This window comes from Flavobacterium sp. (genome assembly GCF_027490375.1).
GTDB lineage: Bacteria > Bacteroidota > Bacteroidia > Flavobacteriales > Flavobacteriaceae > Flavobacterium.
Genome location: NZ_JAIXYH010000073.1, coordinates 29,846 through 45,092 on the forward strand (window position 1 = coordinate 29,846; position 15,247 = coordinate 45,092).

Annotated in this window: 12 protein-coding genes; 10 read left to right on the plus strand and 2 right to left on the minus strand. The window is 39.9% G+C overall.

What is annotated here, in order from left to right:
• Window positions 1–43 precede the first annotated feature (43 nt).
• Complete coding sequence (gene lysS / locus Q0064_RS10880) at window positions 44–1,756, minus strand: lysine--tRNA ligase (protein ID WP_298148278.1); 1,713 nt, start codon at window positions 1,754–1,756, stop codon at window positions 44–46.
• A 478-nt stretch (window positions 1,757–2,234) separates the two neighbouring features.
• On the opposite strand from lysS, the gene lipB reads away from it, so the two are divergent.
• Window positions 2,235–2,948, plus strand: coding sequence for a lipoyl(octanoyl) transferase LipB (gene lipB, locus Q0064_RS10885; protein ID WP_298148279.1), 714 nt, complete (start codon window positions 2,235–2,237; stop codon window positions 2,946–2,948).
• Here lipB and Q0064_RS10890 read toward each other — a convergent pair.
• Window positions 2,938–3,540 carry a ribonuclease HII gene (locus Q0064_RS10890; protein ID WP_298148280.1) on the minus strand — a complete coding sequence of 201 codons (603 nt, stop codon included), beginning with the start codon at window positions 3,538–3,540 and terminating at the stop codon, window positions 2,938–2,940. The two genes, lipB and Q0064_RS10890, sit on opposite strands and share 11 nt — an antisense overlap.
• A 204-nt stretch (window positions 3,541–3,744) precedes the next feature.
• Here Q0064_RS10890 and Q0064_RS10895 point away from each other — a divergent pair, with 204 nt between their 5' ends.
• The 9 genes from Q0064_RS10895 to Q0064_RS10935 all read left to right on the plus strand — a co-directional run bounded on the left by Q0064_RS10895 (window position 3,745) and on the right by Q0064_RS10935 (window position 15,245).
• Window positions 3,745–6,777: a SusC/RagA family TonB-linked outer membrane protein gene (locus Q0064_RS10895; RefSeq protein ID WP_298148281.1), complete on the plus strand. Its 3,033-nt coding sequence runs from the start codon at window positions 3,745–3,747 to the stop codon at window positions 6,775–6,777.
• 12 nt (window positions 6,778–6,789) lie between these two features.
• Window positions 6,790–8,247, plus strand: coding sequence for a RagB/SusD family nutrient uptake outer membrane protein (locus tag Q0064_RS10900; RefSeq protein ID WP_298148282.1), 1,458 nt, complete (start codon window positions 6,790–6,792; stop codon window positions 8,245–8,247).
• Between the two features lies 1 nt (window position 8,248).
• Window positions 8,249–9,097: a Calx-beta domain-containing protein gene (locus Q0064_RS10905; RefSeq protein WP_298148283.1), complete on the plus strand. Its 849-nt coding sequence runs from the start codon at window positions 8,249–8,251 to the stop codon at window positions 9,095–9,097.
• 149 nt (window positions 9,098–9,246) lie between these two features.
• Entirely contained in the window at window positions 9,247–11,058 is a 1,812-nt protein-coding gene (locus tag Q0064_RS10910; protein ID WP_298148284.1) for a S8 family serine peptidase, read from the plus strand.
• Window positions 11,059–11,066: 8 nt separating this feature from the next.
• Window positions 11,067–11,723, plus strand: coding sequence for a hypothetical protein (locus Q0064_RS10915; protein WP_298148285.1), 657 nt, complete (start codon window positions 11,067–11,069; stop codon window positions 11,721–11,723).
• 10 nt (window positions 11,724–11,733) lie between these two features.
• Entirely contained in the window at window positions 11,734–13,095 is a 1,362-nt protein-coding gene (locus tag Q0064_RS10920) for a Mur ligase family protein (RefSeq protein WP_298148286.1), read from the plus strand.
• Window positions 13,096–13,131: 36 nt separating this feature from the next.
• Window positions 13,132–13,839 carry a DNA repair protein RadC gene (radC, locus tag Q0064_RS10925; protein WP_298148287.1) on the plus strand — a complete coding sequence of 236 codons (708 nt, stop codon included), beginning with the start codon at window positions 13,132–13,134 and terminating at the stop codon, window positions 13,837–13,839.
• Window positions 13,840–14,547 carry a YjjG family noncanonical pyrimidine nucleotidase gene (locus Q0064_RS10930; RefSeq protein WP_298148288.1) on the plus strand — a complete coding sequence of 236 codons (708 nt, stop codon included), beginning with the start codon at window positions 13,840–13,842 and terminating at the stop codon, window positions 14,545–14,547. It abuts the gene before it with no gap.
• Window positions 14,502–15,245, plus strand: a complete 744-nt coding sequence (locus Q0064_RS10935; RefSeq protein ID WP_298148289.1) for a hypothetical protein — start codon at window positions 14,502–14,504, stop codon at window positions 15,243–15,245. The genes Q0064_RS10930 and Q0064_RS10935 overlap by 46 nt, the downstream gene beginning before the upstream one ends.
• Window positions 15,246–15,247 lie beyond the last annotated feature (2 nt).

Sequence of the window (15,247 nt, forward strand, 5' to 3'; positions counted from 1 at the left end):
AAAAATTAAATATATGTCTATGACGATTTCATTTTCAAAAGGTTTAATGTTCAGCTTTTAATTCAAAGTATTTTTCTTCTCCTTCAGTAACTACACCAATTAAACCTAACTTCGTTAAGTTCTTGGTGTATTGATCCCATTTTTTGCCAGACAATTCCGCTTTTCCTTTCAATTCAGAAATAAGCAACTTCCCTTCCGCTTGTTGTAGCAGGTCTAAAAGATGCTGCTCTTCAATGTGCAATTCAATAGTTTTTTTCTGTTTTTCAGGACGCATTTGCGGAAAGAAAAGCACTTCCTGAATCGAAGTATTGTCGGTTAAGAACATGATTAGTCGATCCATACCTATTCCCAAACCTGAAGTAGGAGGCATGCCGTACTCCAAAGCTCGTAGAAAATCTTCGTCGATAAATTGTGTTGCTTCCACATCGCCTTTTTCAGCCAAACGCAGTTGCTCTTCGAAGCGCTCACGCTGATCAATCGGGTCGTTTAATTCCGAATAGGCATTGGCAATTTCTTTTCCACAAACCATCAACTCAAAACGCTCAGTCAACTCCGGATTTTCGCGGTGTTTTTTGCACAGCGGCGACATCTCAATCGGATAATCCGTAATAAATGTAGGTTGAATAAAATTCCCTTCGCAAAACGCGCCAAAAATTTCGTCGATCAGTTTTCCTTTACCCATGGTGCCATCCACTTCAATACCCATACTTTTGGCAGCCTCGTATAATTCTTGCTCCGATTTTCCAGAAATATCAAATTGGGTAAATTTCAAAATGGCATCGCGCATGCTAATTCGCGGGTACGGCGCCTTAAAATCGACATCCATACCGTTGAAAGTCGTTTTTGTAGTTCCGTTAACCGCAATCGCACAATGCTCGAGTAATTTTTCGGTAAACGACATCATCCAATTGTAGTCTTTGTAGGCTACGTAAATTTCCATAGCGGTAAACTCCGGATTGTGCGTACGGTCCATTCCTTCGTTCCGGAAATTCTTCGAAAATTCGTAAACTCCCTCAAAACCGCCCACAATGAGTCGCTTTAAGTACAACTCGTTTGCAATACGCATGTACAGTGGCACATCAAGTGCATTGTGGTGCGTAATAAACGGTCGTGCGGCAGCCCCACCTGGGATAGGTTGTAAAATAGGAGTTTCTACTTCTAAATATCCTTTTTCGTTAAAGAAACTGCGCATCGCATTAAAAAGTTTTGTGCGCTTAATGAAGGTTTCTTTAACGTGATCGTTTACGGTTAAATCAACGTATCTTCTGCGGTACCGCAATTCGGCATCGCTAAAGGCATCGTGTACTTTTCCATCGGCGTCGGTTTTAACCACCGGCAACGGGCGAAGTGCTTTTGAAAGAACGGTCAGCTCAGTAGCATGTACCGAAATCTCACCTACCTGCGTTTTAAAAACAGTTCCTTTTATTCCGATGAAATCTCCTAAATCCAGTAAGCGTTTAAAGACTACGTTATAGGCATTAGCGGCTTCATCAGTCGAAATATCATCTCGAGAAATGTATACTTGAATACGTCCTGTCGCATCTTTAAGTTCTGCAAACGATGCCTTCCCCATGATGCGTTTACCCATCAAACGACCGGCAATGGTTACTTCTTTCCCCGCCAGGGCGTCGTAGTTATTAAGGATTTCTTCCGCGTAAGCGTTGGTGTGAAAGGCCGCCGCTGGAAACGGATCGATATTTAGCTTTTTAAGTTCTTGTAGTGCTTCTCTGCGAAGTATTTCCTGTTCTGAAAGCATGGAATAAATTTTTTGCAAAGATAGCTTTTAAGCTCGCGGCTGCAAAACCCAAAGCACGGATAAATTGAGTAGTAAAATCTTTAGGGTAATTGATTCATTTTCAATTGGATTGTCTGTTTTATCAGGGCGGCTTTTCGCGCTGTTCGTTGCAATACCGCCTTGCCGTACCGGTTTGGGCTGTTTTTCGAGTCAGCTTCCTTTGGTCGCTGGTCTCAAAACGCCCGCACACGGCACGGTTGCGGCTTTATTTCCACTACCATCACGGCCGCGGCAATCGTTGCTAGGAAGCGTATTGTGAAACTTGTTAGAAAGTTATTTTTTTCTTGTGTTTTTTTTGGATTTAAAATATTTTAAATCAATATCTTATACGAGGTAATATTGCAATATTACAAGTGTTAAAATTTAATAGAAAAGTAGCTAATTTTTCAAAAGCATTATCGTCAAAAACAGAATGAATTAGGATTCGTAACTTTGCAGCATGCAAGTACTCCAAAACAAAAAAGTTCTATTAACCGATTTAGGTTCGAAAGATTACAAGGAAACATGGGATTTACAGGAGCAGATTTTTCAGCAAATCGTTTCGCAAAAATTAGCAAATCGTTCAGGAGTCTATCAACCTACGAGAAATCAGTTGTTATTTGTGGAACATCCGCATGTGTATACTTTAGGCAAAAGTGGTGATTTTGAAAATTTACTGTTGTCGGAAGAGCAATTAACTCGAATTGGAGCTACATTTTATAAGATTAATCGGGGAGGCGACATCACCTATCACGGTCCGGGGCAACTGGTTGGTTATCCGATTTTAGATTTGGAGAACTTCTTCACAGATATTCACAAGTACTTACGTTTGTTGGAAGAAGCAGTAATCGCTGTTATCGGACATTACGGTTTAAAAGGACAACGATCGTCGGGTGAAACAGGCGTATGGCTCGATCCCGACACTAAATTTGCGCGGAAAATCTGTGCCATGGGAGTTCGAGCTTCGCGTTGGGTTACCATGCACGGTTTTGCCTTGAACGTAAATGTCGATGTAGGTTATTTCGATCACATCATTCCTTGTGGAATTAGAGGTAAAGGTGTTACCTCTTTGCAAAACGAACTAGGAGTTACTCAGGTTCCTATAGAAGAAGTAAAAGCCTTGTTTTTGAAATTTTTCCAGCAGTATTTCGAAGCCGAAATCGTTACCAATTAAGAGGAAGTTCTGGGTCGGGCAGTAGTTGGAAGGTTTTTCGGTGATGCTCAGTAATCCCAAAGTCGCGAATTCCTTGTCGATGTTTCGGGGTTGGATATCCCATGTTTTTGTGCCAGTCGTATTCTGGATAGGCCTTTGCGGCTTGTTGCATATAGTCGTCTCGATAGGTTTTAGCTAAGATAGAAGCCGCTGCGATATTCATGTATGTCGCATCCCCTTTTATAATGGTTTTATGAGGAATGTCTTTATATTTTTTAAATCGGTTGCCATCAATTAATAGGTGTTGAGGTTCAACAGCAAGGTTTTCTATGGCTCGATGCATGGCTAATATCGATGCGTTCAGGATATTGAATGCTTCAATTTCTTCGACGCTTGCCCAGGCAACTGCGAAGGCTATGGCTTCTTTTTCGATGATCTCACGCAGTTGAAATCGCTGATTAGCGGTTAATTTTTTAGAATCGTTCAATAATTTACTCTCGAATTGTGGAGGCAGAATTACCGCCGCTGCTGTTACAGGTCCAGCAAGACAACCTCTTCCAGCTTCATCGATACCAGCTTCAAGAAGATGGCTTAAATGATTTGATTTTAGCATAACTAATTGAATAAGAGCTTTAAAATGTTAAAAAACTTCATAGAGCGCAACCTTTTTTTTAAATATACTCTTGTTAACATAGTTATTCAAAATTATGAACCTTAGCTTGGAAATAAGTTAATTTTTCGCAATAAAAGGCTTTATGTTGTGTAATTAAGAAATTATTATGAAGTTTGCGGAATAACTAATTCAAATTAATTAAATATGAAATCAAGATTAAAGTGGTTTCTGACATTACTGATCGGATTTTCTCTTCAGTTTGCTTATTCGCAGGAACGAACCATTAAGGGTACAGTCTCTGAGGGACCTATGCCGCTTCCCGGAGCAAATGTTATTGTGAAGGAGACGAAGAAAACAGCCGTAACAGATTTTGATGGAAACTATTCTATCCAAGCAGCGACGGGGCAAACTTTAGTTTTCTCTTTTACTGGATTAGCTACCCAAGAAATTAAGGTAGGTAACGCGTCTACAATTAATGTAACCATGAAAGAATCTGCAGAGATTCTTCAAGACGTTGTCATTGACTACGGATTCGTAAACACGAGTAAGAATAAAGTAAATTCTGCTACAGCAGTAATCTCAGGTAAAGAGTTGGAAAAATTCTCCAGCGTCGTTTCCATAGACAATGCTTTGCAAGGTAAAGTTGCAGGTGTTCAAGTAGTTGCTGCTTCTGGTCGTCCAGGACAGGCTGCTAGAGTTGTAATTCGAGGTGTAAATGGTCCAGATGGATCTTCTAATCCGCTGTACGTAGTTGATGGTATTTATATGAATGCTACCGAAATGACCGCGATTAATCCTGCTGATATTGAAACGCAGGTGGTTCTGAAGGATGCTGCCTCAGCAGCCCTCTATGGTTCTAGAGGAGGTAATGGTGTAATTGTAATTACAACTAAAAAAGGTAGAGAAGGTCGTACAAGCTTTTCGATCAACAGTAGTTATGGTAGATCAGAACGAGTGGATGATAACTTTGCGGTAATGAACGCTCGTCAATATTTGGCATTAGGAGAAAAATATCGCGCAGCTGGAATTACTTCGATTCCTGCAAGAACACCACAACAGCAAGCGATCTTGATTGCAAACGGAACTTCTTGGGAAAATGAAATTTTCAGAGAAGGTACAATCCGCTCAACGCAATTTCAAGTTACTAGCGCAGATGCAGATACAAATTTCCTTGCCTCTTTCGTAACAGACAGTAACGACGGTTTGGTTCGTCCTTGGAATGGACAAGAGCGTCTTACAGGTCGTATTAAAGTTGATCAAAAATTGAAACATGGCATGTTTGTCGGAGCAAACGTAGCGATGTCTTATCAGAGCGACGACCGTCCAAGAGAATCATTTAACGTGCTTTCTCCTGTTTTTACAGCTTATGGTTCTGTGCCAATTATTCCGGTTTTTCAAACGAACGATGATGGTACTTTAGTACGCGACGCAAATGGCAATCCACTTTACAACAGCGCTGGTTTACCAAATAACTTCTCGTATTTCGATATTTACGATAACTATTTTATCACCACACGTCAATTTAGAATTTTCGGTGGTGTAAATGCCGGGGTAAATGATTTATTTATTAAAGGTTTGAACTTCAAGTCGGAATGGTCTGCTAATTACAATAGAGCCGTTTCAGAAACATTTGTGGTTCCAGGTTCAAATATCGCATCTGCTTTTGGTGTCGCAACCGGGTCAAAAGATGATGCTGGTTCTGATGATTTGGAATTTACTTGGATTAATACCTTGTCATATTCTAAAACATTCGCGGAAAAGCATGAAATTGCCGTAACCTTGTTTACTGAATTAAACCAAGGTAATACTTATAGTTACTCATTAGGATCTACAGGTTATCCGAATTCATTTTTACAAGTACAATCTTTAGGTGGTACACCAGTTGAAGCTAGTACTGATCGCTCTGATTTCCTATTTACTGGGGGTGGTATCAACTTTAACTACTCTTACGATAATCGCTACTCCGTAACATTAGCTACTAGAAGAGACGGAAGTAGTTTCTTCGGTGTTGACAGAAGATACGGTAACTTCCCTGCGATCTCTTTGGGATGGAACATTATTAATGAGAAATTTATGCAAGGAAGTAAGATTTTCGACAACTTGAAGTTGAGAGTATCTTATGGAGAAAGCGGTGTGATCACGGGTATTGGACAAACATATCCAACTACAAATGTTATTTTCCCGACTTACAACAACTTAAACGGTGCAGCTCCATCTTTGAATTATTCATCTCCAACTTTAGGTTGGGCTTCCCGAATCAGTAGAAACGTAGGTGTCGAAATGAGCTTCTTGAAGCGTCGTCTTAATATTGTAGCTGACTACTTTTATGACACACGTTCTGACTTTTACTTTGCCGACAACCTTCCAGTTGAAGGTGGTTCTTACGGAAGAACAATCAACGCTGGTAAATTCTTAAACAGAGGTTTCGAGGTAACTATGGATGCAACCATTTTAAAAGCGAAAGATTTTTCTTGGAATATCTACGGTAACATAACTACTATAGATAATGAAATTCAGGATATTAACGGTCTTGAATTCCTTCCTGATACAAATGGTGATACCCGTAACGTTGTTGGAAACACACTTAATAACTACTTTTTGGTTCGTTACGCAGGTGTAAACCCAGCTAATGGTGAGCCTTTGTACTTAACAGCGGATGGAGAAGTGACCAATCGTTACGATGCTAATGATGCTGTAATACTTGATGGAAAGTCTCCGATTCCAACTTACTATGGTGGTTTTGGTACTTCTATTAATTACAAGAATTTCGATGTATCTGCAGATTTCGCTTACCAAGGCGGTAACTACATCTATAATGTAGCAGAACTTGTTCTTACAGATCCTTCAAACTACGCAAACCAAAATATGCGTGTTGAGGCAGCAAATTTCTGGACTACGCCAGGACAAACAAATGTATTGCCAAACCCAATAAATACAAACGGAACAATTCGTCCAATCGAAGGAACAGATCAGTTCTTACAAAAAGGTGATTTTATCCGTTTCAGAACATTAAACATCGGCTATACATTTGGTAAAGAAACCTTTGGTAAATTCCCTATCGATAAGTTTAGAGTTTATTTCCAAGGGCAAAACTTACATACATGGACAAACTTTAAGGGTGACCCAGAAGTTGGTTTCATGGGATTGGAAAGCACTGCTACACTTCCAGGATCTGCATACAGATGGGCGTATCCTAATGCTAAAATCATGTCATTCGGAATCCAGTTAAACTTCTAATTTAATTCAAAGATGAAAAATATATTTTCAAAAACTTTATTCGCTGCTTCTCTAGCTTTAGGCCTTGGTAGCTGCGATGGATTGTACGATCAATACGAGCCGTACAATGCAGTAACTTTAAATACATTTTATAGAACTCCTGAAGATTTTGAACAGGCTATTCTAGGAATGTATGGTGGTTTCCGTTCTAGTGGTTATTTCGCTGGAAGTGGAAGTGCTGGCGATTTGGTTGCTACTCCGGATGTAATGTCAGACAATCTTGTTTTTAACACAGAAGGTCGTCAATCAGGGCGTAGAGCAGCTGAGTTTACCTACAATTCAAACGAAGCGCCGACAGGTTTGTATAGTGGTGCGTATTTTGTGATAAGTAGAGCTAATGCGATTATTTCGAATATCGACAATCTCGCAGACGGCGATTTTAAAAATAACGTTTTAGGACAAGCTTTGGCCGTGCGAGGTATTTGCCATTTCGATGTTGCAAGATTCTACGCTAAAATTCCAACACAAAGCGCTGACGCCAATGCTTCATTAGGTGTTGCTTATGTTGATCGTTTCGATCCGCTTCAAAAGCCGGCACGTCTTGCTACAGTTCAAGAAACCTACGAGCGCATCATTGCTGATCTTGAAGAAGCGAGTACTTTGGTTTCAAATACCAATGAACCATTCACAATTTCTCAAAGAGCAGTAAAAGGACTACTTTCTAGAGTTTATTTGTATGCAGGTAATTACCAATTAGCAAGACAGCGCGCTGAAGAATGTATCGCTTTAGGTACAACTCTTATGACGAGAGCTCAAGTTGCTGGATTTTGGCAAGATAGTTACACTGCAAACGTTGAAGAATTATTTACAGTTCGTTTAACTGCACAAGACAATATTCAGTTAGGTGTAAATTTCAACCAGTTGTTATCTGGCGAAATCTTTTCTGAATTCGTTGGAGACAAAGCGTTTGTTGATTTGTATACTTCAACAGATATTCGTCGTTCAGTTTATTGGGCTACGTCTTCAACTAACGGATTGTTCTATCACCACGTAAATAAATATTTCCGTGATGCAGGAAACTTGCGTTGGGTTGATGGTAAGTATATTCGTCTTTCAGAGGTGTATCTTAATCTAGCTGAAGCAGCTTACAGATTAGGTGATGAAGCAGCTGCTTTAACTGCTGTGAATAATATTCGTTCACGTCGATACAATAACTTTGTAAGTCCGAACGAGGCAGGACAAGCTTTATTAAATGCTATTTTATTACAACGTCGTTTAGAATTAGCAATGGAAGGAGATCGTTTCTGTACTTTGAAGCGTTTAGGTTTGCCGCTTCAGCGCTCTGGGCTCGGACATTTAGCTGATGGTAGCGGAAACATCCCAAGTCCACAAACAGTTGCTGCAGATGATTACCGTTGGCAATTACCAATTGATCAGCAGATTAGAAATTTGAATCAAAATATTGAACAAAATCCTGGTTATACTAACTAACATGAAAAAAGTTATAATTCCCTTTTTGGTAGGAGGTTTGTTCGCATTGTCATCGTGCGAACAAGATAACCATGATCTTTTCAAGACCTATGGTGAAACTGATGTGCTTACTTTTGTAAACACCACTGAAGTTATCTCTTTTACAGAGAATGTCGGACAAGTTCGTATTCCTGTTGCACTTTCTGTTGCACAAGCGCAAGATGTGGTTGTGTCACTCAACGTGGTGGATGATACTGCTGTTACAGGTACTAATTTTACTTTCCAAAATCTATCGATAACGATTCCGGCGGGAGAATTCACAGGTGAATTTGTTCTTAACGTTGTTGACGATGTTGATTTTAACGAAGCTCGCAGATTTAAAGCTACTTTAGCTACCACTGCTCCTAATGTTAGCGTTGGTTTTGAAGCTGCTCTCGGGACTTTTGAAAAAACCTTCTTAATTGCAAATGACGACTGTCCTACCAATTTTGATTTATGGTTTGGCCCTGTAGATGTTGAAGATGTTGGTTTCGGAAGTACGCCAGGTGTAGGTGGTTTGAATGCAAATGGAGATTGTGATACTATCAGAATTGAAAATAATCTCCCTGGAGTTCCTTCCCCAACCAATGAGGTCTATGAAATCGTTTTGGTGCCTGATTTCCCAGGAGCTACTACTGGTACCGCTACTGTGGCCGCTACTGTATCGAGAGTTAATGCTTCAGGTGCATTAGATGCGGTTTACGAAGCTTCGGGTACTTACGATGAAGCTACCAAAACCATTACATTAGATTACGTATTGGCAGCGGTTAATGATGCTGGTGCAACCGTAGGAAATTTCTACACAGGTACCAATGTCATAACAGTTCCTTAAGTATTTTCTTAAAATAATTAAAAATCCTGATTGAAAAATCAGGATTTTTTTACTTTTATATCATGAAAACTTTTACTATCTCAGCTTTTTTGTTAGTTGCCTTATGGGCAAACGGGCAAACCATCGAAGAAAGGGCTAAAATCGCCCAAATGTCAGATTTGAAAACGCTTGATTCTCTTAAATTAGAGTTCCAACGTGAAGAGCAGGAACGTTTTGTGCGTATAGAACAGTATTTGCGTAATAATCCAGGTCAGACAAGAAGATCGAAGTCTGAGAATGGTGTCTTAAAAGAGATTTATGATATAAATCCCGACGGTACTGTAGCGTATTTTGTAGCAGGAAACGCAAATGCAGCCAGAACCGCGCGTGCAAATCGTCTGTATTCAGGTGGTAACCTTGGTCTAAACATCCAAGGTCAGGGAATGAATGCAGTTGTTTGGGACGGTGGCTCAGCGAGATCAACTCATGTGGAATTTCCAAATAATAAGGTATTTGTTGCCGATGGTGGTGAACTAGATGATCACGCAACGCATGTTGTGGGTACCATTTGCGCACAAGGAATAACAGCAAATCTTCGTGGTGTAGCTTTTGACTCTTCTGTTAAATCATACGACTGGAATTCTGATTATTCTGAAATGACAAATGAGGCCTCTAACGGTCTACTTGTTTCAAATCACTCTTACTGGATCTCGGGTAACGGTGGTGGCGGAGCTTGGATGTTTGGCGCCTATGATTCGCGTGCTCGTGGTTTTGATTTAATTGCTGCCGGTGCTCCTTTCTATCTGGCAGTTACAGCGGCAGGAAACGATCGCAACGATTTTTCTGACGCAGTTGTCGGGCCTTATCTGTCCGAGAAATTTGGATACAACCTCACAAGAGGAATGCAAAATGCTAAAAATTTCTTGACAGTCGGTGCTGTTAATCAAGTTCTTAATTATACCGGCCCTAATTCCGTACAAATGTCGAATTTTAGTAGTTGGGGGCCAACAGATGATGGGCGTATCAAACCGGAGGTTGTTACTAAAGGTGTAAGTGTTAGATCAACTTTAAGCAACAGCGATACCGCAAATGGAATTTTAGACGGTACCTCGATGGCATCACCCGGTGTAGCAGGTTCCGCTCTACTTTTACAGCAGTATTACAATAGTTTAAAAGGTTCTTACATGAGAGCAGCAACGCTTAAAGGCCTAATCATGCATACAGCAGATGAAGCAGGTGTTGAAGTTGGACCCGATTATTCGTATGGTTGGGGATTAATCAACTGCGAAGCTGCTGCAAATGCAATTACTGCTAGTGGCCAAACGAGTTTAATCTCAGAGAACACGATTACAACAGGAACTTCCTACTCAATTACGGTTGCGGCAAATGGAACAACACCCTTGAATGTATCTATCTCTTGGACTGATAGAGCCGCATCTGCAAATTCAAATGGAACTAATGATCCAACAACTAAATACTTGGTTAATGACCTAGATTTGAGAGTTACGAAAGATGGTCAGACATTTTATCCTTGGCGTTTAGATGTAGCAAATCCGACTGCTCCAGCTACAAGAGAGGGTGATAATGATGTAGATAACTTTGAAAAAGTTCAAGTTGATAATCCAAGTGGTACATACACAATTACTGTAACCCATAAAAGCAACTTAATTGCTGGTCAGCAACCGTTCTCTTTAATTGTTACAGGGCCGTCTTTGGTACTTAATAATGAAGACATCAACAGAACCAAACCGTTTGTAGTTTATCCAAACCCATCGAAAGGGTTTATCAATGTAGGCTACGAAGCGTCTACAGATCGCGTTCAGATCCAGTTATTTGATATCAGTGGTAGAATTGTTAAAACTCTAGACAGCTCAGCGCTTAATAACTCAATCGATATTTCGGATTTAACGAACGGAGTTTACATCTTAAGATGTAACGATGGTAACAAATCAGTTAGTCAGAAAATAGTACTATCTAAATAAAAATTATTATGCGTAAGCTCCTAGCTTTAATTACTACGCTTACCGCATGCTTATTTACACAAACGACCGATGCAGCACGCATGGGTCGTTTTTGTGTAAATCAATTAGTAAATTGTTCTCTTCTACATGATAGCCCCGAGCCCGACTTAAAGCAACTGGAAGCTTTAGGAGATAAAGCAGGGCAAAATAAAAATTGGGAGCTTGCAATTAAGTATTACAAGCAACTGGTGCAAGCACGACCTGAAATCGCCAATTATCATTACAAATATGGTGGAGCCTTGGGCATGTTCGCAAAAGAGTGCAACAAATTTAAAGCCCTTGGCATGATTGGAGAGATAAAAAACTCTTTTGAAACGGCTATAAAACTTGATGGCAAGCACATTGAAGCTCGATATGCCCTAATTGAATTGTACCTCGAGCTTCCCGCTATAGTTGGTGGTAGCGAACGAAAAGCACAACAGTACGCTAGTGAGTTATTGAAAATCTCCCCAATCGATGGATATCTTTCTAGAGGTCGCATCGCCGAATATTTCAAAAGATACAAAGTGGCAGAAAACTATTATCTACAAGCCTATAAACTCGGAAATTCGAGAACGACCAAGCAAAAACTTATCAATTTATACAAGCTTACTAAGCAATTTGATAAATTGCAGAAACTAGGTTAATATCAAAAAAATGAAAATCCATTTTATTGCAGTTGGAGGAAGTGCCATGCACAACCTTGCACTAGCATTACACGCAAAAGGTGACACCATCACGGGCAGCGACGACGCTATCTTTGAACCCTCGCTTACACGACTTAAGAACGCGGGTTTACTACCTACCAAGCTCGGCTGGTTTCCTGAAAAAATCACAACTTCTTTAGATGCTGTAGTTCTCGGGATGCACGCAAAGGAAGATAATCCTGAACTTTTACGAGCCAAAGAACTGGGCATAAAAATTTATTCCTATCCCGAATTTTTATACGAACAAGGGAAGAATAAAACGCGTGTCGTTATTGGTGGTTCCCATGGAAAAACATCAATTACGTCAATGGTGCTGCACGTTCTCAATTACTGTGATAAACCAACCGACTATATGGTAGGTGCTCAGCTCGAAGGTTTTGATCGTATGGTTTCAATAGAACCTGAAAACGAATTCTTCTTGATCGAAGGCGATGAGTATCTATCTTCACCAATCGATCGTCGACCAAAATTCCATCTCTATAACCCAAATATTGCCGTAATCAGCGGAATTGCCTGGGATCATATCAACGTCTTTCCTACATTCGATTCTTATGTAGAACAGTTTCGGATTTTTATTTCGAAGATTACTCCCGGTGGCATTTTAATTTATAACGAACAAGACGAAGTCGTTAAGCGAATTGTAGAAGAAAGTTCAAATCCAATTCGAAAAATACCTTACAACGTTCCAGATTTCAGCATCAAAAACGGAATTACCTATTTAAAAACCGCACACGGTGAGCTGCCTTTGGCGGTATTCGGAGAACATAACCTCAGTAATTTGGCCGCCGCAAAGTGGGTTTGCCAATGCATGGGCGTAGATGAAGCTGAATTTTACGAAGCGATCGTTTCCTTTAAAGGAGCATCAAAACGTCTAGAACTTGTTGCTCGAAACCAAACAAGTACTGTTTTCAAAGATTTTGCACATGCGCCAAGTAAAGTAAAAGCTACAACTGCCGCAGTAAAAAATCAGTTTCAAGGGGTAAATTTTATTGCTTGCCTCGAATTACATACATACAGCAGCTTGAACCCTGAGTTTCTCGTACAGTATAAAGCTGCACTCGAACTTGCTGATACGGCTGTGGTATTTTACGACTTGGAAGCGCTTAAAATTAAAGGGATGACAAAAGTTAGTCCTGATGACATTAAGGAGGCATTTGATCGAACCGATTTGATTGTATTTACCACCGCTGAGGATTTCCGTAATTATGTTTCTGAACTTCCTCTAGAATCAAGAAATTCAGTTCTACTGTTAATGAGTTCTGGGAATTATGGAGCAATTGATTTTGGAAAATTAAAATCAAGGTTAGCATAAAATCCGTACTTTTAGGCTTATTTAAAAGCCATACAGATGTACGATTTAATAAACGAAGGGCCAATTAATACTTGGCACGAATCCGAACAGCCACGTGAAAAACTTAGCACCAAGGGGGTAAACGCACTATCCGACTCTGAATTATTAGCCATTATTCTTGGAAGTGGTTTTAAAAGTAAATCGGTCGTAGCCGTAGCTCGGCACATGCTTAACTTCAATCAAAACAAACTACATGTACTCGCTAATCAATCGCTAACCGATTTAAAAAAGTTTAAAGGAATTGGTACCGCTAAAGCCGTTGCTATATTGGCCGCTTTCGAACTCGGACGCCGCAGAGAACTCGAAGCCGCCCAAGAACAAAAGACATTTAAAACAAGCAACGAGATGTATCAGTATTTGAAACCACTTATCGGCTATCTCGAACACGAAGAATTCTGGGTCGTTTATCTCAACAACTCAAATAAAATCCTCAGTTCTGTTAAAATTAGTAGTGGTGGCCTTACTTGCACTGTGGTCGACATACGTGTTATTTTCAAACAAGCATTGCAACTATCCGCGGTTGCCATTATATTAGCACATAACCATCCTTCTGGAAATGTCAATCCGAGCAAACAAGATTTCGAAATCACACAAAAAATAGCTCTAGCCGGAAAACAGCTTGATATTGCCGTACTCGATCACATTATTGTTTCTTCAAATAATTATTATAGCTTTAAACGAGAAGAGGAAATGCCCGATATCTAAATGAAAACCAATCAACTCCAACATATTTTCTTTGATCTCGACCATACGTTGTACGATTTCGATACCAATTCTGCGAAAGCACTCGAAGTAGCATTCAACGAATTGAACCTTTTACAACGCGGAATTGCGCTAGCCGATTTTCTACCCGTTTACGTTCCCATCAATAAGAATTTGTGGGATTTATACCGCGATAACCTAATTTCACAACATGAATTGCGCTATCGTCGATTTAAAGACAGTTTCGACCAGCTGATGATCACTATTGCCGACGCAGAAATACAGCAACTTTCGGATACCTATATCAATGAATTACCCAATTTTGCAAGCTTGTTTCCGCATGCTGATCAAGTCCTTCACGAACTCAGCATCAAGTATCAACTTCACATTATTACTAATGGTTTTGAAACGGTTCAGCTAAAGAAAATGAAACAAGCAAACATTCAAAACTATTTTCAAACAATAACGCACAGTGAATCAGTTGGGTATAAAAAACCTGATAAGCGAATCTACGAACACGCACTGCGAACCGCCCAAGCAAATGCTCACGAATCGATAATGATTGGCGATTGCGAAATTGCTGATTATTCGGGAGCGCTAAATGCCGGTATGCATGCCTTGTTATTTGATCCCCAAAATTCGTCAAACCTTAATAAAAAAATATCATGCCTTTCTCATTTGCCAAAAATTCTCGAAAACTATTCTTTGTAATTCTTTTCTGTATCTCCTCCTCTCTAGGATTCGCACAGCAAAAAGTATTTATTGTTCCCACTCAATTTGATTGGCAAACCAAAGAAAATCAATATCGTATCAGTACCATTGTTAAAAACCGTATTGCCGAAAAAGACTTTGTCGTTTATTACAGTAGCGATATTCTACCCGAGGCAGTACTTAATAATGCATGCAATAATTTTACAATTAAAGTAGTACGTCTAAAAGGTACCTTCCTTTCGAAAATTAGAATCGATGTTGCCGATTGTCAAAATCAAATTGTTTTGCAAAGTATTGTTGGCAGTAGCAAAAGCAAAGAGTATGAATTAGCCTATCAGGAAGCACTTAACGAAGCGTTAGTCGATATTATTCCGAAGCTCAGCACTGTTAAACGAAGTGAAATACCTAGCGAACAGGCAGCCAACACAAAACAAACGACAGCAGCTGCTTCTACTGTTGACGAAGATCAACCCAAAAATGCGGGAATTTTGGCGCAACGCACATCAAGAGGCTACAACTTTACAACCGAAAAAGGTGTATTGGTTCAATTACAACAGTCGTCGAAACCTGGTGTATTTTTAGCCTTTCTAGATACGCAGCCGGCTGTAGCGTTTTATAACAGCGGCAAACTACTTGTCGAATATTACGAAGGTAATAACAAGATTAGTATAAACTATGAAGTGCAATTGCCCCAGTAACA